Here is a 23,521-nt window from a genome sequence, read left to right as displayed (position 1 = left end):
TCGGACGACCATGAGCGGCATTCCCGAGCCGGCGGAGTTCCGTGCCGAGGCCCGGAACTGGCTGACCGGCGTGGCGAAGGAGCGCGCCGTGCACCAGGGCTGGGGCCGCGGCGACGACTCGGTGGCGGTCTTCGAGAACTGGACCGAAGCGGAAGAGCGCGCGCAGACCGAGCTGATACGGCGGTGGGAGCGCACCCGGTACGACCAGGGCTGGGGTGCACTCGACTGGCCACCGGACTACGGAGGCCGTGAACTCCCCTCGTTCTACGAACAGTTGTACCGGGCCGAGGAAGCGGCCTTCGACGTGCCGCGGCGCACCGAGGTCTTCCCGGTCACCCGTCAACTCGTCGCGCCGGCCATCCGTATCTGGGGCACGGACGAACAGCAGCGGCGCTGGCTGCGCCCCATGCTCCGCACCGACGAACTCGCCTGCCAGCTCTTCTCGGAGACCGAGGCCGGTTCCGACCTGGCCGGCGTCCGTACCCGGGCCGTACGGGAGGGCGACGGCTGGGTGGTGCGCGGACACAAGATCTGGACGTCCGGTGCCCGGGTCGCCACCTGGGGCGTCACCGTGTGCCGCACCGACCCCGACGCCCCCAAACACGCGGGCATCACGGTCCTCCTGGTCAGGATGGACGCGCCGGGCGTGACCGTACGGCCCATCCGGCAGATGACCGGCGGCTCCAGCTTCAACGAGGTCTACCTGGACGACGTCTTCGTACCCGACACCGACCGGCTCGGCCCGGTCGGCGAGGGCTGGCGGGTCACCCTCACCGTGCTCGCCGCCGAGCGCCTCGACTCCGGCGGCCTCGGCCTGGACAACGCCGAGCGCGCCCTGGACCTCGCCCGGCGTCTGCCCCGCCCGCTCACCGCCGGAGAACAGCTGCAGGCGGCCGACCTCTACGTCCGCACGCTGGTCCAGAGGCTCACCGGACTGCGGGTGACGGCGGCTCTGGCGGCCGGCCGGGAACCGGGCGCCGAGGCATCGGTCGGCAAGCTGCACGCCACCGCGACCATGCGCGCCACCACCGACCTCGCCCAGCAGCTCCTCGGACCACAGCTGGCGGCCGACACGGGGGAGTGGGGCACCTTCGCCTGGACCGAGCACCTGCTCGGCGCCCCTGGCTACCGCATCGCCGGCGGCAGCGACGAGATCCAGCGCAACATCCTGGCCGAGCGCGTGCTAGGGCTGCCCAAAGAGCCGAAGGGGACAGGAAGTTGAGTACGACGACCGAGACGGCCGAACTCGGACGGCGGGTCCGTGAACGGCTCGCGGTCCGGCACCCGCACGACCTGCCGGGCGACCTGCACACCCTGCCCGGCGGCCACTCGGGCCTCACCTACTCCGTCACGGCGGGCGAGGTGTCGTACGTGGTGAAGGCGGTGCCACCGGGACAGCGCGCCGTGGGCCGCAACGACGTGCTGCGGCAGGCCCGGATCCTGCGCGCACTCGCCTGGTCGCCGGTTCCCGTCCCGGCCGTCATGGCCGTGGACGAGACCGAACCGGCCTGGTTCGCCATGGAGTTCGTGGAAGGCGAGGCGGTCGAGCCGGTCCTCGACGAGCACCGTGTGGATCCCGGACTGTGCCGGACCCGCATGCTCGCCCTGGCCGACGTGCTCAGGGACCTGCACGGGACGCCGGGTCCCGAGGCGGCCGAACCTCTCGACGCGGCAGGGGAGCTGGAGCGGTGGAGCCGCACCATGCGAGCCGTTCCGGACGGACTCCGCCCCGGCTCCGAGGAAGTCCTGCGCACACTGGCCGCGGGCATCCCCGACAGCACGGCCCCCACTCTCACCCACGGCGACTTCCGTCTCGGCAACGTCCTGTGCCGGGGCGAGCGGCCGGCGGCCGTCGTCGACTGGGAGATCTGGGGGTACGGCGATCCGCGCATCGACCTCGCGTGGTTCCTCCTCTTCGCCGACCACCGCAACTTCCCCCGCCTCGGCCGTGTCGTCCCCGGCCTGCCCACCGAGGCAGAGCTGCTCACCGCCTACCTCGACGGCCGTCCCGAACCGCCCGCCCTCGACTGGTTCCGTGCCCTGGCCCGCACCAAGATGGCCGCGATCATGGGGCACAACCTGCGCAGGCACCGCGAGGGCAAGCACCACGACCCCGACCAGGAGCGGCTGCCCCCGACCATCGCGGCCATGATCCGCACGGCCGGCGACATCCTCGCCCAACGGTCCCGACGGTCCTGAAGGAGACGCACCATGGATTTCGGACTCTCGCCGAGGGCCGAGGAACTCCGTTCGCGCATGGCCGCGTTCATGGCGGAGTACGTCCTGCCCGCCGAGCCCGTCCACGACCGCCAGCTCGCCGAAGCCGAAGACCCGCACGAACTCCCCCCGATCATGCGGGAGCTGAAGGAGAAGGCGCGCGCCGAGGGGCTGTGGAACCTCTTCCTCGCCCACGGTGACCGGGGCGCGGGCCTCACCAACCTCGAGTACGCGCCACTCGCCGAGCTGGCGGGACGCTCCATCATCGGGCCCGAGGTCTTCAACTGCTCGGCACCGGACACCGGCAACATGGAACTCCTCGCCCTCTTCGGCACACCGGAACAGCAGGACCGCTGGCTGCGACCACTCCTGGCCGCCGAGATCCGCTCCTGCTTCGCCATGACCGAACCCGAGGTGGCGAGCTCCGACGCGCGCAACATCCGCACCCGCATCACCCGGGAGGGCGACGAGTACGTCGTCAACGGGCACAAGTGGTACACCTCCGGGATCCTCGACCCGGACTGCCGGCTGATCATCCTGATGGGGGTCTCCGACCCGGACGCCCCCACCTACCGGCAGCAGAGCATGCTGCTGATCCCGCGCGACACCCCCGGCATCACGGTCCTGCGTGATCTGCCGATGTTCGGCTACACCGACCGCTGCGGACACGGCGACGTGCTCTTCGAGGACGTACGCGTGCCCGCGTCCGCGCTGCTCGGCGGCGAGGGCGAGGGATTCGCCCTGGCACAAGGGCGGCTGGGCCCCGGCCGTATGCACTACGCCATGCGCGCGGTCGGATTCGCCGAACGCGCCCTGGAGCTGATGTGCCGCCGGGCCCTGACCCGGAGCGCCTTCGGAGGGCCACTCGCCGAACAGGGCGTCGTACGCGAGTGGATCGCCCGCAGCCGCATCGAGATCGAGCAACTGCGCCTGCTGGTCCTGAAGTCGGCCTGGCTGATGGACACCTCGGGCAACGCGGCCGCCCGTACCGAAGTCGCCGCGATCAAGGTGGCCGCGCTGGAGGTGGCCCACCGGGTGGTCGACCGTGCGGTCCAGGCGCACGGGGCGGCCGGGGTCAGCGACGACACCGTGCTGGCGCGCCTGTACGCCATCACCCGCGCGCTGCGGATCGCGGACGGGCCGGACGAGGTGCATCTGCGCACCGTCGCACGGCGCGAACTGGCCAGGTATCCGGAGGAGTCGGCATGAACGCACAGGCACGTGACGCACACGCACTGGACGGGCGGGTGGCCGTGATCACCGGCGGCTCGCGGGGGATCGGTCTCGGCATCGCGAAGGCGTACCGGGAGGCGGGCGCCCACGTGGTGATCGCCGCCCGCAAACCGGACGGACTGGCCGCCGCCCGCGAGGAGTTGTTGCGGGTCAAGGGCGACGGCGAGGTGCACGAGGTGGTCGCCCACGCGGGCCGGCCGGAGGACGCCGAGCGGTGTGCCCAGGAGACCATGGACCGCTTCGGCCGACTCGACGTGCTCGTCAACAACGCGGCCACCAACCCGTACATGGGCCCCCTCCTCGACCTCGATCCGTCGCGCGCCCAGAAGACCGTCGAGGTCAACCAGTACGGCACGGTCGTCTGGACCCGGTACGCCTGGCGGGCATGGATGCGGGAGCACGGGGGAGCCGTCGTCAACATCGCCTCCGTCGGCGGGCTGGTCGTCGATCCGCACATCGGCTGGTACAACGCCACCAAGGCGGCGATCCTCCATCTGACCCGGCAACTCGCCTACGAACTCGGGCCCCACGCCCGGGTGAACGCGATCGCACCCGGCCTGATCAAGACCGAACTGGCGCGGGCCGTCTGGGAGCCGAGGGAGCCGATCCTGACCGCGAAGCTGCCCCTGCGCAGGCTGGGAACGGTCGAGGACGTGGCGAACGCGGCCGTGTTCCTCGCGTCCGAGGCCTCCTCCTGGATGACGGGCCAGACACTGGTCCTGGACGGTGGGGCGACCGCCCTGCCGATCGGGGTGGACGGGTGAGCGGCGCGGCCGTGGGACTGTTCTCGCTGGAGGGCCGGACGGCTGTGGTCACCGGGGCGTCGTCGGGGCTGGGCGCTCGTTTCGCCACGGTGCTCGCGGCAGCCGGGGCCACCGTGTTCGCGGCGGCCAGACGACCGGACCGGCTGAAGGAACTGGCCGACGGCGACCCGCGCATCCACCCCGTCGTCTGCGATGTGGCGAGAGAAGCGGACCGTGTCCGGCTGACCGGGACCGCCCTCGAGCACACCGGCAGGCTCGACGTGCTGGTCAACAACGCGGGGGCGTCCGGTGCCGTACGGGCCCAGGACGAGAGCCCCGGTGACTTCGCGGACGTCCTGGCCGTCAACCTCGTGGCACCGTTCCACCTGGCCCGGCTGCTCGCCGAGGCAGGGCGCGATCATGACCGTACGAGGTCCGTCGTCAATGTCTCGTCCGTCCTCGGGCTCGTCTCCGGTGCCCCGCTCGGTGGCGCCGCCTACGCCGCCTCCAAGGCCGGGCTCCTCGGGCTGACACGCGAGCTGGCCGGGCAGTGGGGAGGGTCGGGGATACGCGTGAACGCCCTCGCCCCCGGCTGGTTCCGCTCCGAGATGACCGACGAGCTGTTCGCCGACGAACGCTCCCGGCGCTGGGTGGAGCGCGGCACGATGCTCGGGCGCGGAGGCGCACCGGGCGAACTCGACGGCGCGCTGCTCTACCTGGCCTCGGACGCGTCCTCGTACTGCACCGGCCAGGTGCTCATCGTGGACGGCGGGTGGACGGCGCGATGAGGGTCACGGTCGAGACCGACGACGACGGGGTGGCCCACGTCGAGATGTGCCGGGGCTCGGGCAACGCGATCGACCTCGCGATGGCCAGGGGGCTGCTGGCGGCGGCGCGGGAGTGCGAGGCGGCCCGGGTGCGGGCGGTGCTGCTCACCGGGCGGGGGCGCTCCTTCTGCGTGGGCGGCGACCTGAAGGAGTTCGGTGCCCTGCCCCGGGAACGGCTGGCCGGGCATCTCACCGACGTCACCGACGCACTGCACGGGGCGCTGCGGGTCTTCTCCGGGCTCGACGCCCCGCTGGTCGTGGCCGTACAGGGGGCCGTGGCCGGGGCCGGACTCGGGCTCGCCATGGCCGCCGACCTCGGTTTCGCCGCCACGGACGCCGGCTTCACGGCCGCGTACACCGCGATCGGCTACTCGCCGGACGCCGGGGTGAGCTGGCTGCTGCCCCGGCTCGTCGGCCCCAAGCGGGCGCTGGACCTGCTGCTGACCAACCGCCGGGTGCCCGCCGGGGAAGCGCTGGAGATCGGGCTCGTGAGCAGGGTCGTCGCACCGGAGCGGCTCCGGGAGGAGGCCGTGGCCGCCGCGAGGACGCTTGCGCGGGGGGCCACCGAGACGTACGGCGTGACCCGGCGCCTGGTCGCCGGCGCGTTCTCGGCCGGACTGGACGAACAGCTCGACACGGAGGCCCGCCGACTGGCCGCTGCCGCGGTGTCCGTGGAGGGGCGGGAGGGCATGGCCGCGTTCCTCGGCCGGCGGAGGCCGGACTTCGCGCGTGCGGAAGACCGGTGACCGAGCGGGGTCGCCCGCAGGCTTGCGTCCCGTCGATTCGAAGCCAACCTGAACTTGGGTCTACTCTCGGACGACCGGACGGCGATCGGAACCGGCCGTGGAGCAGAGGGAGAGACGATGGCAAGGGCACGGATCGTGGATCCGGAGGAGGGGCCCAGGTCGAAGCGGGCGGCCATCCTGGTGGCCGCGGTGGAGCGGTTCGGGGAGGACGGCTACGAGAGCACCAAGTGGTCCGAGGTGGCCGACCGGGTCGGCATCGGGCAGACCGCGCTCTACCACTACTTCGAGTCGAAGGCCCACTGCCTGCTCACCATCATGCGCCTGGAGCTCCAGCGCTCCCACGACCAGTTCGTCGAGGCCACCAAGGACCTGACGGAGCCGGTCGAGGAGGTGCGCGCCGCGGTACGCTCCGCCTTCGCGGTCAGCGAGCAGGAGATCCGCCAGATGCGCATCCTCCAGGCCAACATGTCCCTGCTGGCCAACCCCCGCAAGTCCAAGCGGGAGGAGACCGAGCGGGTCGCCGCACGGCAGCTGGTGCAGATGGTCGAGCGGGACTGGACGAACCTGCTGATGCGGGGCATGTCCAAGGGGGCGTTCCCGCTGCGCGACGCCCACACCCTCGGCCTGTCCGTGCTCGGCATGATCGTCAGCGTCTGGCGCTGGTACCGCCCGACCGGAGCGATCCCCCTCGCCGAGATCAGCGAGATGATCGAGGGATGCGTGGTGCGCATGGTCGCCGAATAGTCTCCGGCTCCGTCCCGCCTCTTGTCGGGGCCGGGGCGGCCGTCCTACAGTCAAACTGAACTGAACTCAGGTTGCTTCAAGGGGTGCGAGGGAGAGGGATCGGCAATGGTGCTGCGCGCATACATGGCCCGTATGGACGGCCAGGATCCGGAGAAGGCCCTGGAGTTGGTGGAGCCCGGCTTCCGTTTCCTCATCGCCCTGCCGGGCGGCGACCGGAGCGGGACCTCCCGCGAGGAGTTCGCCGCGTACATAGCGGGGCGCCAGGCCGTGGACCGTACCCATGACATCAGGAGGTTCGCGATCGACGGCGATGTGGAGACGGCGTACGGCTTCGTCGTCGAGAAGGGCGTCACCACGGGGGCGTTCCTCTCCGCCGCGCAGATCTCGCCCGCCGGGCTGATGGCCCGCTACCAGTCCTTCTTCACCACCGACTTCGACCTCGTGGACCGGCCGTGACCGCCCCGGCGGCGCAGTCCACCGCGGCGTTCCTGACCCGGTGGTTCGCCCTCCTCGACAGCGAGGACGCCGACCACGTCCTGGACCTGATCAGTGACGACTTCTCCTTCTCCCTCCTCTTCTCGACCGGTGGCGGTGGCGCGACCGACTTCCACGGCGGCCGGGCCGAGCTGGCGGGCTACCTCGCCCAGCGCGAGGTGGGCGTCCGCACGCACCACCTGCTCACCGCGAGCACCGCGGGCCTGGACGAACTGTTCCTTGGGGAGGTTCGGCGCTCCGGGGTACCGGAGGCCACCTTCGTGGCAGGCGCCCGCCTCGACGGCACCGGCCGGCTGCGCCGCCTGATGATCGGACGCTCGCCCGAGGTGCTGTTCACCTGAGAAGCCCGAGGAGGGCGCCATGTACAACCTGATCCTGCTGGCCGCCCGGCCGCCCGAGTGGACGCACGAACGGTTCATCGGCTGGTGGCGCGGCGAACACGCCGAACTCACCCGCGTCCTGCCCGGGCTGCGCTCCTGGCGGCACACCGACATCGACACGGCCCTCGAACCGCGCTCCGAGGGCTGGGACGGGGTCTCCGTCCTGGGCTTCGACACCGCCGAGGACCTGCGCACGGCACTCGCCAGCCCCGAGTGGGCGGCCGCGGTCGCCCAGGTCGGGGACATGCGGGGCCGGCGGATCGCCGTCCTGGGCGGCGAGACGGAGCTGTACCCGGGCTGAGCACGCCCGTCCGGGACGGACCTTCATCAACACCCTTCGCGCGAAGAGGCGAGGAAGCAGCGGATGCGACAGACAGTGCGGGAGTTCCAGGAACGCGCGGAGAACACCGACTTCACAGCCGTCGTCGACGACTTCGGCCGGCACGGCGCGCGTGACCTGCTGGCGCACGCGGCCGAACTGGCCCACGCCATGGCACCGGACGGAGCGCCCGGCGGGACCGTACTGCTCCAGGCCGACAACTCCTGGCGCACCGTCGCCGCGACCCTCGCCGTGGGGCTGACCGGCGGGGTCCTGGCACTGGTCAACCGGCACACGACCGAGGCCGAGTTCACGGCGGTGCTGGAGGACATCCGCCCCGACGCAGTCGTCGCCGAACCGTCCGCGGCCGAGACATGGCAGGCCCGGGACGGCGTCGCGGCCACCGGGAAAGGTGTCGCGGATGTGCGGACGGCCGACGCCCTCGACGGCTGGGAGGTGCTCGCCGGCCACGGCCCGCACGATGTCTCCCGCTGGTCCGGCGGCACGCTCATCGGCCTCACCTCCGGCTCCACCGGGCGGCCCAAAGGGGTGGTCCAGTCCGAGGGCGCCCTGCGCTACGCATGCGCCCGCACCGCGGAGATCAACAGGCTGCGCGACGGCGACGCGGTGGCCGCGATCGTGCCCCTCTCCTCGACCGCCGCCTACTGCTTCGGCGTGGGCATGGCACTGATGCTGGGCGGCCCGCTCGTCCTCAGCGGCCGGTGGGACCGCGAGGAGGCACTGGCGCGGATGTCCGCGAACGACGTCCGATGGACCATGTGCGTGCCGACCATGGCACTTCAGATGGGCTCCGCGGCCGCCGGATCACGGGTCCTCGAAGGCGTTCGCTCGATCACCGTCGGCGGCGGTCCCATGGACCGCGGCGCCCTCGGCCGTGCCGAACGCTCGCTCGGGACCCGGATCCTGCGCGTCTTCGGCATGTCCGAATGCCTCGGGCACACCTCCCCGAGCCCCGACGACCCCGAGGAGATCCGGCTGGGCCGGGACGGACGCCCGTTCCCCGGCACCGAGTTGCGCGCGGTCGGCGCCGACGGCACCGTCCTGGGCCCCGGCCTGACCGGCCGGGCCGAGGTCCGCGGCCCCTCCCTGTTCCTCGGTTACGCCCGCGACGGCAAGGTCGAACCGCCCGCCCTCACCCCGGACGGCTTCTTCCCCACCGGGGACCTGCTGGTGACCGGCGACGACGGGACGGTCACCGTCATGGGCCGGGAGAAGGACGTCATCATCCGGGGCGGCCGCAACCTCGACATCACGGAGATCGAACGCGCCGTCGCCGCCCACCCGGGTGTCGCCCGCGCCTGTGTGGTGCCCGTACCGGACCCGCTGCTCGGCGAACGGGCGGCCGTGCTCGTGGTCACGGAGGACGACCGCGACGGCATCGGCCTCGACGACATCACCGCACACCTCGACCGCACCGGCCTCTCCAAGGCCAAGTGGCCCGAATTCGCCTTCACCGTGACCGAGTTGCCCCAGACCACGGTGGGCAAGCTCGACCGCTCAGGAGCCCGCAGACTCGCACACGAGCTGCACACCCGGCTCACCCCGGAGCCGGCCCCGCAACCGCACCGGCAAGGAGACGCATGACCACCCCCACGACCCGCACCTCCCGCTTCGACCGCGGCCGGTGGGCGGAGGCGGGAGCCGAGACCGTACGGCCCGGCGTCCACCGCATCCCGCTCCCGCTGCCGGACGACGGACTGCGGGCGGTCAACGTGTACGCGCTGGAAGGCCTCGCGGACGGGCTGGTCCTGATCGACGGGGGCTGGTCGATCCCCGAGTCCCGCACGGCACTGGAGGAGGCGCTCGCCGAGATCGGCCACGACCTCGGCGAGATCAGCCACATCCTGGTCACCCACATCCACCGCGACCACTACACCCAGGCCGTGACGCTGCGCAGGCTGCTCGGCTCCCGGGTCTACCTGGGCTCCGGCGAACGCCGCGGCCTGGAACTGCTCGGATCACTGCGCACGACGCAGCCGGCCGGTTCGCTGGAGACACTGACGCGGTCCGGTGCGGGCGAACTCGCCGAGCGGGTGGCCGCGATGGACCACGGTGACTTCGACCCGAGGGTGTGGGAGGCCCCGGATCGCTGGCTGGAGGCGGAGGAAATCCGGTTCGGCGACGCGACGTTGCAGGTCGTCCCGACCCCGGGCCACACCCGGGGACACGTCGTCTATCTGGACCGGGCCCGGGGCCTGCTGTTCTCCGGGGACCACGTCCTGCCCCACATCACCCCGTCCATCGGCTTCGAACTCGGCCCTGCCGAACTGCCGTTGGGCGACTATCTCGACTCGCTCCGGATGCTGACGACGCTCTCGGACGCCCGGCTGCTGCCCGCGCACGGCCCGGTGGGCGACAGCGTGCACAGCAGGGTCGGAGAGCTGCTGGCCCATCACGACGACCGGCTCGCCCAGACCCTGGCGGTCCTCGGCGACCGCACCCTGAACGCCCACGACGTGGCCGGTGAACTGGGATGGACGCGGCGCAAGGTGCCCTTCGCCGACCTGAACGCCTTCAACCAGATGCTCGCGGTCAACGAGACCGCGGCCCACCTCGACGTACTGGCGGCCCGCGGTCACGTCCGGCGCACCCGGTCGGGCGACGGTGTCGACCGCTACACCGCGCCCTCTGGGACCGCCGCGGGTTAACGTGCCGTCCAGCCTCCGTCGACATACAGCTCCGAGCCGGTCATGAAGCTCGCGTCGTCGGAGGCCAGGAACGCCACGGCCGCCGCGACCTCCTCGGGAGTACCGAGCCGGCCGAGCGGTGTGCCGTCGAGCATCGCCGCCAACCGCGGTGTGTCCCGCCACAGTTCACGGGACCGCGGTGTCTCGATGAAGCCGGGATGCAGGGAGTTGACCCGGACGCCGCGCCTGGCCCAGTGCAATGCGGCGTTCTTCGTCATGAGACGCACGGCGCCCTTGGCCGCGTGGTACGAGAACTGGGAGCCGAAGCCGCCGACCGTACCGAAGATCGACGCGACGTTGACGACCGAGCCGCCCCCCGAACGCTCGATGGCCGCGCCGGCGTGCTTCATACCGAGCCAGACACCGGTCTGGGTCACCCCGATCACCTGGTCCCAGGAGTCCCGGGTCTCCGTCTCGACGGTGCGCATCGCGGCGATCCCGGCGTTGTTCACGAGCACCGACAGGGAGCCGAGCCGGCCGGTCACCCGGTCCACGACCGCCTCCCAGGCCGACTCGTCACTCACGTCCAGCGCCAGCCCGACGGCCCCGCCCCCGACCTCGTCGGCGAGCTTCTCGCAGCCCCCGGCGTCGACGTCCGTCACCACTACCGTGGCGCCCTCGGCCGCGAGCCGTCGTACGACGGCGTCGCCGATGCCTCCGGTCGCGCCGGTCACCAGGGCCACCCGGCCGCCCAGCCTCGTCTCCATCACACCCGTCCCTCCCTCAGTCCTTGACGCCGCGCCAGGCCAGCGCGCCGCCGTCGATCACATAGGCGGCGCCCGTGATGAACGCCGCGCTGTCCGAGGCCAGGAAGCAGGCGAGCCGCGCCACCTCCTCCGGCCGCCCCAGCCGGTCCACCAGCTGCGGGGCCACCAGTTCCCGTGTCATCGCGTCGCGGTCCGCGGCCGCGGCGAAGTACTCCTGCGTGAGCTGGGTGTCGATGACGCCGGGACAGAAACAGTTGCAGCGCACCGGGGCCAGGTCGACCGCGGTGACCTTGGTCAGATGGATGACACCGGCTTTGGTGACGCCGTAGGCGGGGCAGTCGGGGAAGCCGACCAGGCCGGAGACGGAGGCGGCGTTGACGATGGCCGGACCGCGGGTGGAGCGGCGCAGGTACGGTGCCGCGAACTTGGTCGTCAGCCATACCGCCTTGAGATTGACCTCGTAGACGGCGTCCCAGACCTCCTCGGGGAGCGAACCGACACCGTGGTCCGGGCCGGTCGTGAACGCGGTGTCGATGACTCCGGCGTTGTTGACCAGCGCATCGAGGCCGCCGAAGCGTTCGGCGCACCTCGCCACCATGGCCTCGATGTCGTCGCGCAGCCGCAGATCGCACACGACCGCCTCGGCGTTCGCCCCCTCGGCACGCACCAACTCGGCGGTCTCGCCGACGGCCGCTCCGTTCAGGTCCGCGACGGTCACGGCCGCAGCGCCCTGCCGGGCCAGCTCCACCGCGATGGCCCGGCCGATGCCCCGGCCCGCGCCGGTGACGAGAGCGACCTTGCCCTTGAGGGAACCGTCCACGGTCCGCTCCCTTCCACCGAGGATCATCCTGAACTGAACTAACTTCAGCTCATGGTCGAGAGTCTAGGTTCCCGCGGTGAGGGCGACAAGAAGTGCGCACCGGTGACTCTCGGCAGAGTGCCCTGCCGCGGCCGGCTACTTGAACATGACGTGTCCGGCCGCGGCGGCCCCGGTCGTCAACGCCTCGCACGCCTCCTGCCAGGAGCGGTCGCCCGGCGAGAGCCGAGTGCGCAGGTAGGCGGAGGTGAGCCGCCCGAGGGCGGCGACCCGCTGGGGGTTCTCGTCGGTGGTTTCTTCGGCGTCGTATCCGGAGATGCCGCCGAGCAGGTGCTCGGCGCCGAACAGGGTGAGCAGGGTCTTGGGGGCGGGGGCGAGATGGTAGGGGTCGGCGTGCCAGTCGGGGCCGATGTCGGTGAAGTGCGCGGAGTCGTCCTTGTCGCCGGCGACGACCAGGGTGGGCGTGGTCATCGTGGAGAAGTCGGTGGCGTCGAAGAACGACACGATCTCGGCCATCGGTCCCTTGAGGACGTCGCCGCCCCTGCCGGGTGCGGCCAGCAGCACGCCCACCTTGATCCGGGGCTCGCGCAGGTCCAGTTCCGTTCCGGTGGCGGGGTCGGTGGTCCGGGCGCCCAGCAGAAGGCTCGCGGTGTGGCCGCCGAGGGAGTGTCCGGCGACCGCGATCCTGTCGTGGTCGAGGCGTCCGGCGAGTTGGGGCACGGTCCTCTCCAACTCGTCGAGCCTGTCCAGGACATGGCTCATGTCCTCGGCGCGGGAGCGCCAGAAGAAGGGGGCTCCCGGGGCGTCGGCGAGCCGGTGGCTCAAGGTCCGGGAGCTGAGGTGCGTGGGCTGGACGACGGCGAATCCGGCGGCGGCCCAGAGGTCGGCGAGGGGTGCGTACCCGTTCAGCGAGGAGAGGTGTTGTTGGAGCCGCCGTGACCGTGGGAGAGCAGGACGACGGGCAGCCCGGTGCCGGTCGCGGGAGCCGAGACGCGGACCTGGAGGTCGACGGGGCGTCCGGGCACGGTCAGCACCACTGGGCTGTACGACAGGACAGGGACGGGCGAACCGGACTCGGCGGAGGTGCCGGTGAACGAACTCATGGGAGGGGTTCCCTTCTGGGGCCTGCCCGGCTGCCGGCCTCGGGCCGGACCGAAACGGGACAGTGCTCCGCTTATATTCGGGACGGTGTCCCGTTTTGTCAAACGGGCGCGGGAAGGCGGCACTTCCCGGCCCGGACGGATCCCGTCACCACCGCCCCGGCCCGCCCGCCGCTGACGGAACCGCGGGGTCCGGCTCCCGTCTGCCGGACCCCGCGGTGCGCTCAGGCGGTGAACTCGTGGGTGCCGGAACCCACGCGGTACACCACGCAACCGTCCTCCCGGCGCAGGAACGTGCCGTGGGCGTGGCTGACCGCCGTCGGGTCGGACGCCGGGATCCAGACCTCGGCGGTCGTGTTGGGCGGCACCTCGCAGGTCAGGGTGAACCGCCCGGACCGCAGCCGCCAGCGGGTGGAGACGGGCCCGTACACCGAGGTGAACGTGGCGCGGGCGGAGGTGACCGCGCCGCCCGGACGCGGGCGGACGACGATCTCCCGGTAGCCGGGCCGCCCCGCCGCGATGCCGGCGATGTTCGTGTACATCCACTCGCCCACCGAGCCGTAGGCGTAGTGGTTGAAGGAGTTCATGCCCGGGTCCTGGAAACTGCCGTCGGGCCGGATCGAGTCCCAGCGCTCCCACATCGTGGTGGAGCCCCGGTCGATCTGGTACCCCCAACTGGGGTACGAGCGCTGCTGCAGCAGTCGGTAGGCGACGTCCGTGTGCCCGGTGTCGGTGAGGACGGGCAGCAGCCGGGGCGTGCCGAGGAAACCGGTGGACAGGTGCCAGTCCCGGCCCTCGATCAGCGCCACCAGCCGGTCGCCGGCCGCCTTGCGGGACGCTTCCGGCAGCAGGTCCATCGACAGCGCGAGGACGTACGCCGTCTGCGTGTCACCCCGCACCCGGCCGTCGGAGCCGACGTAGGCGTTCTGGAAGGCCGCCCGGATCCGCGCGAAGAGGTCGCTGTACGGCGCCGGGTCCGCGCCGAGTTCCCCGGCCATCCGGGCCGCCAGGTCGGCGCTGTGCGCGAAGCAGGCGGTGGCGATGACGTCCTTGGGGGTGTCGTCGCCGACGTTCAGCCAGTCGCCGTAGCCCTCGGCCGGGCGCAGCAGCCCGTCGCTGTGCTGCTCCAGGTACGTGAGCCAGGCCTGCACCGACGGCCAGGCGTCGGCCAGCACCTGCCGGTCGCCGTAGGCCTGGTAGAGGGCCCAGGGGACGGTGACACCGGCGTCGCCCCAGCCCGCCGTACCGCTGCCGAGGGCACCGACCGCCGGTGCCACGTCCGTGAAGGCGCCCGCCGGGGTCCGTGAGTCCCGCAGGTCGACGAGCCACTTGGACAGGAACCGTGCCGACTCCATGGTGTAGGCGGCAGTCGGTGAGAAGACGTTGATGTCGCCGGTCCAGCCCAGCCGCTCGTCGCGCGCGGGGGTGTCGGTGGGCACGGAGAGGAAGTTGCCGCGTTGTCCCCAGGTGATGTTGTGGTGCAGCTGGTTCAGCATCGGCACGTCGGTCTCGAAGTCGAGGGTGAAGGGGGCGTCCGTGTGCATGACCCGCCCGGTGACCGCCCTTGCGGTGGGCGTGCCGGGGAACCCGGTCACCTCGACGTACCGGAACCCGTGGGAGGTGAAGCGGGGTTCGTAGACCTCCTCGCCCTGGCCTTTGAGGGTGTACGTGTCCGTCGCCGCCGCACTGCGCAGGTTGGCGGTGTAGAGAGTGCCGTCCGGGTTGAGCACCTCGGCGTGCCGCAGCCGGACGGTCGTCCCGGCGTCGCCGGAGACCCGCAGCCGCACCGAGCCGACCATGTTCTGCCCCAGGTCGAACACATACACTCCGGGCTTGGGCCGGGTCACCGCCTTCGGCGTCAACTCCCGTTCCACTCGCACCGGTCCGTCCACCTGGGCGACGATCAGCCCCGGCCCGATGTCGCCCTCGCCCCGTACGCCGAGCCAACTCCCGTCGTCGAAGCCGGGCGAGGTCCAGCCGGGGGTCTCCTTGCGCGCGTCGTAGGTCTCGCCGTTCAGCAGGTCGGCGGCGACGATCGGCCCGGCGGCGGCCCGCCAGTCGGTGCCCGAGGTGAGGCGCTCACCGGTCCCGTCCGCGTACACGACCTCCAACTGGGCGAGGAACGCCGGGTGCGGGCCGTACTGACCGGGCCCGAACATGCCCACGTTGCCCGCGTACCAGCCGGGAGCGAGGTAGGCGCCCAGCGCGTTGGCGCCCGGTCTCAGCAGGTCGGTGACGTCGTAGGTCTGGTACTGCACCCGGGTGCGGTAGTCGGTCCAGCCCGGGGCGAGCTGGTCGGTGCCCACCCGGCTGCCGTTGAGATGGGCCTCGTACAGGCCGAGCGCGGTGGCGTACAGCCGGGCACGGACCACCTTCTTGCGCGGCAGCCGGAACTCGCCGCGCAGTTGGGTGACGGCGTACGACACCGGAACGACCCGCCCCCAGGGACCGCCGCCCCAGGCCGCCGCCACCCTGACCGCCGGCCAGTCGCTGTCGTCGAAGCCCAACTCGGCCCAGCCGTCAGCGGGTTGCCGGTCGACGGCCTTCCAGGAGGCGTCCGTGAACACCTTCCGCTCACCGGTGGCGGTACGGACCACGAGAACGGCCAGGAGCCCGGCCGGGCCCACGGTCGCGTTGGTGGCGGAGACCGCGACAACGTTGTCCCCCGCGTGCACCTGGTCCAGTACGTCGACGACGGCAGGGCGGCGCCAGTCCTCGTTGTCGGTGTCGAGGTCGGTGCGGGCCACCTCGACGCCGTTCACGGAGACGGTGTAGACGTTGTCGGCGGTGATGGCGAGCGTCGCCGCCGTGATCCCGGCGGGCAGTTCGGTTCTGCCGCGGAACCAGCGGGTGGCGGCCGGCACGCTGCTCGTCGGGTCGCCCTCGGGGAACCAGATCCACGAACCGCCCTCGAAGGACGGCGCGTCGGTGAGAGTTGCCGGGGCGGAGATCCAGTGGGCGGTCCACTGTCCGGTGTCCATGAGTCCGGTCTCCCACCACGAGGGCTCGCTCCAGCCGGAGACCCGGCCGTCGCCGTCCCACACCCGCACGGACCAGTGGTACCGGGTACGGGGCTTCAGGGCGGGCCCGGCGTACGGCACGAGCGCGGACTCGGCGGACGTGACCTTTCCGCTGTCCCAGACGTCCGGACGCGCCAGCCCGGACGCGCTGGTGGCGACGCGGACCTGGTAGGCGCTCTGCCGCACCCCCGTCCCGTCGCCGGCCAAGGGCCAGCTGAGTCGCGGGCGTCGGGCGTCGAGGCCGAGAGGGTGCCGGACGTACTCCACGCTGGTGCCGGCGACGCGCGGTCCGGCGCCGAGGTCCTGGCCCCGCCCCGGTCCGGACCCGGGCGCGGCCACCGCCGCCCCACCGTCGACCGCCGCTGCCACGACCGCGGCGGCGGTCCCCGCCAGAATGTTCCTCCTGCTGATCACTACGGCTCCTCACGCACAGGGAGAGTGAATCGATTCAGAACGAAGAGGCGTGGAAAACGTAGAGCGGGGTGAGGTGGGGGTCAATCGTCGTGCACGGGATTTTCTCACGTGGTCAGTTCGTGGCGTCGAGAGACGCGGGAGGCCCGGCGGGGTCGGCGGGCCGATTGAACGGTTTCAATCCGCCGCGGACGCGGGCCCGGTCGCCGCGGACAGCGGACAGACCGGGCGCCGCATCCGGACCCCGTCGGACAACGGCGGGGCGGGGTCTGCGTCGGACAACGGCGCGGCGCTGTCCCCGCATGAGGTGTCCTGGACCCGCCGAGCCCGGGAACGCACTTTCAGGAGCCGTGTGTGAGCGGCACGGAGTCCCAGAACGAGCACTGGTGTTCCGCGGAGAACCGGGCGTCGTCGATCAGGACACTCCTGCCCCCCGCCCGCAGTGACAGCGTCACCCCCTTGCCGCCGTGGTAGGCGGGCCAGGCGACCTGCCGGGCGACGTGCGGCCGGCCGGTCTTCGTGAAGGCGCCCCAGTACCGCGTCATCTCGCGGGCGAGCCGGCGCTCGTCGGCGTTGAACAGCGGGGCGATCGGCGCGCCGTTGTCGAAGCTGGGCCAGATGTAGGCGAGTTCCGCCGCGTGGCCGGCTCCCCAGACGTAGCCGGGTATCTGGGTGAGGCCGGGACCGGTCCGGTGGTCGAACTCGTACGAGTAGGTGGGGGTGTACCGCTCGAAGGTCCGGACGAGCGAGCGTTGCCCGCACCCGCCGATCCCGGCGATCAACCCCGCATCCGTCATGATCGCGCCGACGAGGTACGCCGCGGTGTACGGGTCGGACGTCTCGGGCCACGGGTAGTGGGCGAGGACCTCGTCGGCACGGTCCCCGGCGACGCCCTGGACGAAGCCCAGGTAGGCCTCCTTGCCCGCCCCTATGTAGCCCTGGGCGAAGGTGCGGCCCTCGTCACGGTTGGCGCCGACGAGCACGGGCACACGGGCGAACCGCCCGCTGTCCACCGCCTCGCGCACATCGACCGGGAACGTCGGGGTCCCCTCGACGAAACCGGCCGAGAAGGTCCGGCCCGCGTCCAGGAGCGCACCCGCCGAAGCCGACCGCAGACAGCCGAGTACGGCCGCCTGGTCGGTGCCGTCGCAGCCCGCCTGCCGGGCGAACGCCGTGCCGGTCGTCTCGGCCTGGTCCTGCGGCTCGCTGGGGCAGGAGCCGCTCTGGATCACGGCGCGGGCGAACAGACCGCGTGAACCGGGCGACACCAGATGTCCGCAGACGGACCAGCCGCCCGCGGACTCACCGTCGATGGTGACCGCGGCGGGGTTCCCGCCGAAGGCCGCGATGTTGCGCTGCACCCAGCGCAGCGCCGCCTGCTGGTCCATGAAGCCGTAGTTCCCGGACTCGCCGCCCTCCTTGGTGAGGGCCGGCAGTCCGAGGAAGCCGAAGACGCCGAGCCGGTAGTTGAGCGAGACGCCGATCACGCCCGTCTGCCGTACGAGCTGCGACTCGTCGTTCTGCGCGCCGCTGCCGTTGGTCAGCCCACCGCCGTGGATGAACACGTGCACGGGAAGACGGGCACCGGCCCGCACGCCCGCCGGCCGCCACACGTTGACGTCGAGACAGTCCTCGGTCTCGCTGCGCGGGCCGTTGCCGCTGGGCAGGACGGGACAGGGGTTGCCGAAGGCGGTGGCCTCCCGGACACCGGTCCAGCGCGTCGCGGGCCGTGGTGGCTTCCAGCGCAGGGCGCCGGTGGGGGCCGCCGCGTAGGGGATGCCGACGAACCGCTCGACGCCCTGGGAGACGGCGCCGCGCACGGCGCCCTTGTCGGTGGGCACCACGGTCGGCGCACTCGCGGACGCAGCCACGGACGTTGTCGTGGACCCGGTCACGGACACAGCCGCGGACGTGGTCGCGGACGCCGTAGCGGGCAGCAGCCCGACAGCGGTCATCGACAGGATCAGCGCGCCGCCCAGGGCAGTACGGATTCTGCTGGCAGTCATGGGGACCTCTCTGGCGGGATGCCGGCCGCGGCGGCGCGGCCGGCATCCGTGGTGGGGGGGTGGGGGAGGAACCGGGCGGTCAGCGGGTGACGCCGACGCTGCCGTGCAGGGGGAGCGTCCGCGACGAGGAGCCCACCCACACGTCCCGTATCCCGGTGCCGAGCACCCAGGCGTGGGAGGACGTGTCCCAGTACTTCAGCTGCTGGGCGTCGACCCGGATGCGCACGGTCTTCGACTGACCCGCGCGCAGCCGCACCTTCTGGTAGCCGCTGAGCGAGCGCACCGCCTGCGGCGCCGTGGTCCCCGGGCTCGCGCCGACGTAGACCTGGGCGACCTCGGCACCGGCGCGGGTGCCGGTGTTCTTCAGGGTGAACGAGACGGTCAACGCGCCGTGACTCTGCCGTACTGCGAGGTCGCGGTAGGCGAAGGAGGTGTACGACAGCCCGTAGCCGAAGGGGAAGAGCGGGACGGCCCCCTCCTTGTCGTACCAGCGGTAGCCCACGTAGACGCCCTCGGAGTAGTTCTCCTGGCTGCCCACTCCCGGGTACCTGAGTGGGTCGCCGGCCACCGGTGTGGCGGACTCGCTCGCGGGGAACGTCTGGGTGAGCTTGCCCGAGGGGTTCACGTCGCCGTAGAGCAGGGCGGCGGTGGCCTCGGCCCCGTTCTCCCCGGGGTAGTACATGTCGAGTACCGCCTTGACCTTGGACAGCCACGGCATGGTGATCGACGACCCGGTGTTGAGGACGACGATCGTGTTCGGGTTGGCGTCGGCGACGGCGGAGATGAGCCCGTCCTGGTCGGCCGGCAGGGAGAGGTCCTTCCGGTCGAAGCCTTCGGTGCCGTCGTCGTAGGCGAAGACGACGGGGGTCTTCACCTGGCGGGCCAGGGCCACCGCCTGCTCCCGCGCGGCCTGCGCGGCCTGCGGGGTGATCCAGCTCAGCCGGACCTTCGTCGGTCCGCCCTGGATCGCGAGGGCACCGGCCTCAAGGCTGTGCGTGCCCGCCGTGAGGTGCACCGTGGCACTGCTGGAGCCCAGGAAACCGGTGATGACACTGTTCCCGTCGATCTTCAGCACGCCGTACGCCGCGGGAAGGTCGAAGACGAAGGAGTAGTCGCCGTCTGCCGGCACGGTGAGGGTGCCGCTGTAGTAGAAGGAGGCGTCCGGTGTGACGGGGATCGAGCCGTCCGCGTCGACCGGCAGGGCGGGGCTGAGGGCCGAGGCGGGGATGAGGACGCCGGTGTTGTCACCGCCGGCCGCGTAGCGCACCGTGGTGTGCCGGCCGGCCCGCGCGGTGATGGTGTCCAGCGGTGAGGCCGCGGAGTCCGGGACGACGTTGGAGCTGCCGCCGCCGGTGACCTTCGGTGTCTTCGCGGTCGGGCCGATGAGCCCGATGCTGGTGTCCTTGCCGGTCAGCGGAAGCGCGTCGCCGGTGTTCTTCAGCAGGACCGCGCCGGATTCGGCCACCTTCTGGGCGACTTTCGCGCCGCCTTCCGGATCGCGTGCGGGCCGCCGGGCAGCCGCACCGTCGAGAAGACCGAATTTCGCCATCTGCTGCAAAATGCGCGCGACCGAATCATTCAGGGCCGAGACCGGAATGGTGCCGTCGGATATCGCGGTCTTCAGTTCGTCGCCCAGGAAGACGCCGCTCGGCATCTCCTGGTCGAGGCCGTTCACGATGTCGGTCGTCGCGTGAGCCGCGCCCCAGTCCGACATGACCCAGCCCGCGAACCCCCACTGCTCCTTGAGGATCGAGTTCAGCAGTTCGTCGCTGCCGCAGCCGTGGCTGCCGTTCACCGAGTTGTACGAGCACATCACCGCCCCGGCGCCGGCCTTGACGGCGGCCTCGAAGGCGGGCAGTTCGATCTGCCGCAGGGTCTGCTCGTCGACGTTGACGTTCACCCCCATGCGGTTGTCCTCCTGGTTGTTCTCGGCGTAGTGCTTGACGGTGGCGATCAGGCCCTGGCTCTGGACGCCCTCGACCTCACCGGCCACCATGCGGGAGCTGAGCAGCGGGTCCTCGCTGAAGGTCTCGAAGTTCCGCCCCGCGTACGGCACCCGGATGGAGTTCGTCATGGGTGCGAGCAGGACGTCCTGGCCGAGCGCACGGCCGTCGCGTCCGATGGTCCGGCCGAACTCCCGGGCCAGTTGGTCGTCGAAGGACGAGGCCAGGGCGACCGGTGCCGGCATCGCGGTGGCGTGCTCGTTGACGCGGACGCCCGCCGGGCCGTCGGTGAGCCGCAGTTCGGGGATACCGAGACGGGGCACACCAGGGATGTACCCGGCCTGCCCGAGCGCTTGGGGATCGGTGCCGCCATGGACGAAGGACAGCTTCTCGTCGAGCGTCATCCGGGCGACGAGGGCGGCGACGCGGGAGGACACCTTGACGGTCACGCCCGTGCTGTCCGCGCCCGTGGCGCCGGGAGCCACGGCCGTGCCCCCGGCGAGAAGCGCCGCGCTCACTCCCGCGATCAGCGCCGTACGACGTAAACGGCTGCCGTGGCGTCGTACCGATCTTCGATCGAGCTCCATGCGAACTCCTCACCACTGAAGTGCCCGACGATTTATGTCTCCCATGGACAGAATTCGAGTCGAAGCAGGTGGTTCTATAAAAGATCGAACGCTCATGGAGGGTAAATTCGCACATTCGATGCGTCAACCCTCTGGAATTCCGCACTTGTCAGACATAAATTGACGCCCTCACAGGGGAGGTGACACGTGTCGGCCCGTGACGAGATCCTGTCCCATGTCCGGCGGCACGGGAGCGCGTCGCGTCCCGAACTCCAGACGGCGCTCGGCATGAGCCGTCCGGTCGTCGCGGCCGTCGTCCGCGGCCTCCTCACCGAGGAGCTGCTGACCGAGCACCGGGGGGAGAACAGGGGCGGCCGTGGGCGCCCCGGCCGCCGCCTTCGGCCGCGCTATCCGGCGGGCGCGGTCGTCGGGGCGGACGTCGGCCACCGGCATCTCACCGTCGCCGCGGCCACCCTCGACCTGACCATCCGGGCGGAGCGGCGGGTGGCGATCGACGTGGACACCCGGCCGACCGCGGCCCTGGACATCACGGCCGACATGATCCGGCAGACGGTCGAAGAGGTCCGGCTCACCGTCGACGGGCCCGTCAGCGCGTGCGTCGTCGGCATACCGGGGCCGCTGGACATGAGCAAACGGGCGATCGCCTCGCCCACCATCCTGTCCAGCTGGTCCGGGCTCGATCTGGCGGCCGAACTGGGCTCCCGGACCGGACTGACGGTCTCCCTCGACAACGACGCGAATCTCGGAGCCCTGGCCGAACACCGGCACGGCGCCACCGGCCACCGCGGCAACCTCATCTACGTCAAGGCGTCCGACGGCATCGGGGCGGGCCTCATCGTCCACGGGATCCCGGTCAACGGAAGCTTCGGGGCCGCGGGCGAGATCGGGCACACCCAGGTGATCCCGGACGGCGACTGGTGCCGGTGCGGCAACCGCGGCTGCCTGGAGACCATCGTCTCGGTCCGCCAGGTGCTCCACCAGCTCCAGCACTTCTACCCGGGCGACACCGACCTGCGGTCCCGGCTGCCGGAGATCGCCCACCACCCGGTGGCCCGGAAGATCTTCGCCGAATCCGGCCGTACCCTCGGCCGCGTCCTGGCCAATCTGTGCGCGCTGCTCGACCCCGCGGCCGTCGTCATCGGCGGCGAGATGAGCCAGGCGGGCGAGGCGTTCGTCGACGGCGTCCGCGACTCGATCGAACGGCTCGCCCAGCCGGGCTTCGACAACCGCGTCCTGGTCGTCGCGTCCGCCCTCGGCACCCGCGCCGAGCTGATCGGGAGCCTTACGCTCGCCCGGGACATCGCCCTGCGGGACGGATTCCGGCGGGCCGGGGACCGAGCGGAGGCGGACGGGCCACCGGGCCGTTCGCCGCTGTGACGACCGAGGTCCTACCGGCGGACCTGAGGCATCATCCCCACCGGCCACTGGCGGTCGCACGACATCTTCGCCCCCGCCCCCGCCCCCGCCAGCCGCCAGCCGTACGAGCGCTGAGCGCGTCCTGGGACGAGCGGCCGGCCCACGAAGTCGTCATCGGGGTCGGCCACGAGCCGGCCGTCCCCCCCCCCACGGGTCCCCCTGAGCAGTTCCGTGTGCCGGATCGGCGTCGGTGGTCGTTGCCGACCAGGTCAGTGGCTCCGCCTGAGGACAGGAGGGGAGCCCGCCGTACTATCGAAGAGTGATCGACAGGTCTCGCGGCATGGTCTCGCACCCGCGCCTCGTCCGTCGGACGCGATCGGCGGGGCGGTCATTGGCGGAGGCGGCCTGGGCCGGGAGCTGATACCAGGGACAGGCAAGGATGAACGAGCGGAGCGATCCCACCGTCACGACAGGTATGACGGCCGAGACGTTCTCACCGGACAGCCCGATGGTGCGTCGCCGCCACCGGCGGGCGGTGGGGCAACTTTCCCTGTGCGTGTTCGTGCTCGTCCCTTGGACCGTCTACCTGGCCGTTTCGTTGCCCGATCGCTTTGAGGCCCGGTACTGGCCCATGGTGTGGGTGGGCTTCGACGTCATGCTGTTCGTGTCGCTGGCCGCCGCCGGGGTGGCAGTCTGGCTGAGACGGCAGGCCCTGGTTCCGGTGTCCTTCGTGGCAGCCACACTCCTCGTCTGCGATGCCTGGTTCGACGTTTCCCTGAGCTGGGGACGAGACGACGTGTGGGGGAGCATAGCCTCGGCCGTGCTCGTGGAACTGCCGCTCGCCTTCTTGCTCGTCATGCGCGCACGCCGGGTGCTGAAGATCTCGGCTCGGCTGGCTTGGCAGCGACTCGGACTGGCGGGCGAACCTCCACCACTGTGCAAATTGCCGCTGTTTGCCGCTCTGGCGTCCTCCGACAACAACTGCGGGGTCAGGAACGACGATGCCGGCTGTCTCCACCGCGCGGCCGTCGCCCGCGTAGTACGTCCGCTCGATCGCCGGCACCAGGTCGCCGACGTTGAGACCGAGTAGCGCGGCCCGGTCCGGGATGGCCCGGGCAGGCCGCGGCAGCTCCACCCACGTTTCGATCTCGATGCGGATGAC

The 23,521-nt window shown here is 71.7% G+C and carries 19 protein-coding genes and 1 pseudogene; 14 read left to right on the top strand and 6 right to left on the bottom strand.

The window, feature by feature from the left end:
• Nucleotides 1-10 precede the first annotated feature (10 nt).
• The 12 genes from AB0D85_RS41145 to AB0D85_RS41090 all read left to right on the top strand — a co-directional run bounded on the left by AB0D85_RS41145 (nt 11) and on the right by AB0D85_RS41090 (nt 10,373).
• On the top strand, nt 11-1,222 hold the full coding sequence (locus tag AB0D85_RS41145) for an acyl-CoA dehydrogenase family protein (protein ID WP_362332492.1): 1,212 nt from the start codon (nt 11-13) through the stop codon (nt 1,220-1,222).
• The gene (locus tag AB0D85_RS41140) at nt 1,219-2,199 is read left to right on the top strand and encodes a phosphotransferase family protein (protein WP_362332489.1); all 981 of its coding nucleotides are present in this window, start codon (nt 1,219-1,221) and stop codon (nt 2,197-2,199) included. The genes AB0D85_RS41145 and AB0D85_RS41140 overlap by 4 nt, the downstream gene beginning before the upstream one ends.
• 12 nt (nt 2,200-2,211) lie before the next feature.
• A complete protein-coding gene (locus AB0D85_RS41135; protein WP_362332486.1) occupies nt 2,212-3,426 on the top strand; it encodes an acyl-CoA dehydrogenase family protein in 1,215 nt (404 codons plus the stop codon).
• Nucleotides 3,423-4,214, top strand: coding sequence for an SDR family oxidoreductase (locus AB0D85_RS41130; protein ID WP_362332483.1), 792 nt, complete (start codon nt 3,423-3,425; stop codon nt 4,212-4,214). The genes AB0D85_RS41135 and AB0D85_RS41130 overlap by 4 nt, the downstream gene beginning before the upstream one ends.
• Nucleotides 4,211-4,981: an SDR family oxidoreductase gene (locus AB0D85_RS41125; RefSeq protein WP_362332480.1), complete on the top strand. Its 771-nt coding sequence runs from the start codon at nt 4,211-4,213 to the stop codon at nt 4,979-4,981. Before AB0D85_RS41130 ends, AB0D85_RS41125 begins: the two co-directional genes overlap by 4 nt.
• A complete protein-coding gene (locus AB0D85_RS41120) occupies nt 4,978-5,766 on the top strand; it encodes an enoyl-CoA hydratase-related protein (protein WP_362332477.1) in 789 nt (262 codons plus the stop codon). Before AB0D85_RS41125 ends, AB0D85_RS41120 begins: the two co-directional genes overlap by 4 nt.
• A gap of 117 nt (nt 5,767-5,883) precedes the next feature.
• Nucleotides 5,884-6,510, top strand: coding sequence for a TetR/AcrR family transcriptional regulator (locus AB0D85_RS41115; protein WP_362332474.1), 627 nt, complete (start codon nt 5,884-5,886; stop codon nt 6,508-6,510).
• A 105-nt stretch (nt 6,511-6,615) separates the two neighbouring features.
• Complete coding sequence (locus tag AB0D85_RS41110; protein ID WP_362332471.1) at nt 6,616-6,966, top strand: nuclear transport factor 2 family protein; 351 nt, start codon at nt 6,616-6,618, stop codon at nt 6,964-6,966.
• Nucleotides 6,963-7,346 (top strand): nuclear transport factor 2 family protein, encoded by a 384-nt coding sequence (locus AB0D85_RS41105; protein WP_362332468.1) that lies wholly within the window; start codon nt 6,963-6,965, stop codon nt 7,344-7,346. Before AB0D85_RS41110 ends, AB0D85_RS41105 begins: the two co-directional genes overlap by 4 nt.
• Before the next feature lie 19 nt (nt 7,347-7,365).
• Nucleotides 7,366-7,686, top strand: a complete 321-nt coding sequence (locus AB0D85_RS41100) for an EthD family reductase (protein ID WP_362332465.1) — start codon at nt 7,366-7,368, stop codon at nt 7,684-7,686.
• 63 nt (nt 7,687-7,749) lie between these two features.
• On the top strand, nt 7,750-9,309 hold the full coding sequence (locus AB0D85_RS41095; RefSeq protein ID WP_362332462.1) for a class I adenylate-forming enzyme family protein: 1,560 nt from the start codon (nt 7,750-7,752) through the stop codon (nt 9,307-9,309).
• The gene (locus AB0D85_RS41090) at nt 9,306-10,373 is read left to right on the top strand and encodes an MBL fold metallo-hydrolase (protein ID WP_362332459.1); all 1,068 of its coding nucleotides are present in this window, start codon (nt 9,306-9,308) and stop codon (nt 10,371-10,373) included. The genes AB0D85_RS41095 and AB0D85_RS41090 overlap by 4 nt, the downstream gene beginning before the upstream one ends.
• Here AB0D85_RS41090 and AB0D85_RS41085 read toward each other — a convergent pair.
• From AB0D85_RS41085 to AB0D85_RS41060, 6 genes and pseudogenes are all read right to left on the bottom strand, one after another.
• Nucleotides 10,370-11,119: a glucose 1-dehydrogenase gene (locus AB0D85_RS41085; RefSeq protein WP_362332457.1), complete on the bottom strand. Its 750-nt coding sequence runs from the start codon at nt 11,117-11,119 to the stop codon at nt 10,370-10,372. The two genes, AB0D85_RS41090 and AB0D85_RS41085, sit on opposite strands and share 4 nt — an antisense overlap.
• A gap of 16 nt (nt 11,120-11,135) precedes the next feature.
• On the bottom strand, nt 11,136-11,939 hold the full coding sequence (locus tag AB0D85_RS41080) for a glucose 1-dehydrogenase (RefSeq protein WP_362332454.1): 804 nt from the start codon (nt 11,937-11,939) through the stop codon (nt 11,136-11,138).
• A 135-nt stretch (nt 11,940-12,074) separates the two neighbouring features.
• A pseudogene (locus tag AB0D85_RS41075) lies at nt 12,075-13,039 on the bottom strand (chlorophyllase).
• 221 nt (nt 13,040-13,260) lie between these two features.
• On the bottom strand, nt 13,261-16,470 hold the full coding sequence (locus AB0D85_RS41070; RefSeq protein WP_362332451.1) for an alpha-L-rhamnosidase: 3,210 nt from the start codon (nt 16,468-16,470) through the stop codon (nt 13,261-13,263).
• Between the two features lie 338 nt (nt 16,471-16,808).
• A complete protein-coding gene (locus AB0D85_RS41065; RefSeq protein ID WP_362332449.1) occupies nt 16,809-18,473 on the bottom strand; it encodes a carboxylesterase family protein in 1,665 nt (554 codons plus the stop codon).
• A gap of 79 nt (nt 18,474-18,552) precedes the next feature.
• Nucleotides 18,553-21,003, bottom strand: a complete 2,451-nt coding sequence (locus tag AB0D85_RS41060; RefSeq protein ID WP_362332446.1) for a glycoside hydrolase family 3 C-terminal domain-containing protein — start codon at nt 21,001-21,003, stop codon at nt 18,553-18,555.
• A gap of 186 nt (nt 21,004-21,189) precedes the next feature.
• On the opposite strand from AB0D85_RS41060, the gene AB0D85_RS41055 reads away from it, so the two are divergent.
• Both AB0D85_RS41055 and AB0D85_RS41050 read left to right on the top strand, forming a co-directional pair.
• Complete coding sequence (locus tag AB0D85_RS41055; protein WP_362332443.1) at nt 21,190-22,380, top strand: ROK family protein; 1,191 nt, start codon at nt 21,190-21,192, stop codon at nt 22,378-22,380.
• A gap of 418 nt (nt 22,381-22,798) precedes the next feature.
• Entirely contained in the window at nt 22,799-23,449 is a 651-nt protein-coding gene (locus tag AB0D85_RS41050; protein ID WP_362332440.1) for a hypothetical protein, read from the top strand.
• Nucleotides 23,450-23,521 lie beyond the last annotated feature (72 nt).

This window comes from Streptomyces sp. NPDC048277 (assembly GCF_040652235.1).
GTDB lineage: Bacteria > Actinomycetota > Actinomycetes > Streptomycetales > Streptomycetaceae > Streptomyces.
The sequence above is the reverse complement of the archived record's forward strand: the minus strand, read 5'-3'. Positions and strand labels throughout refer to the sequence as shown.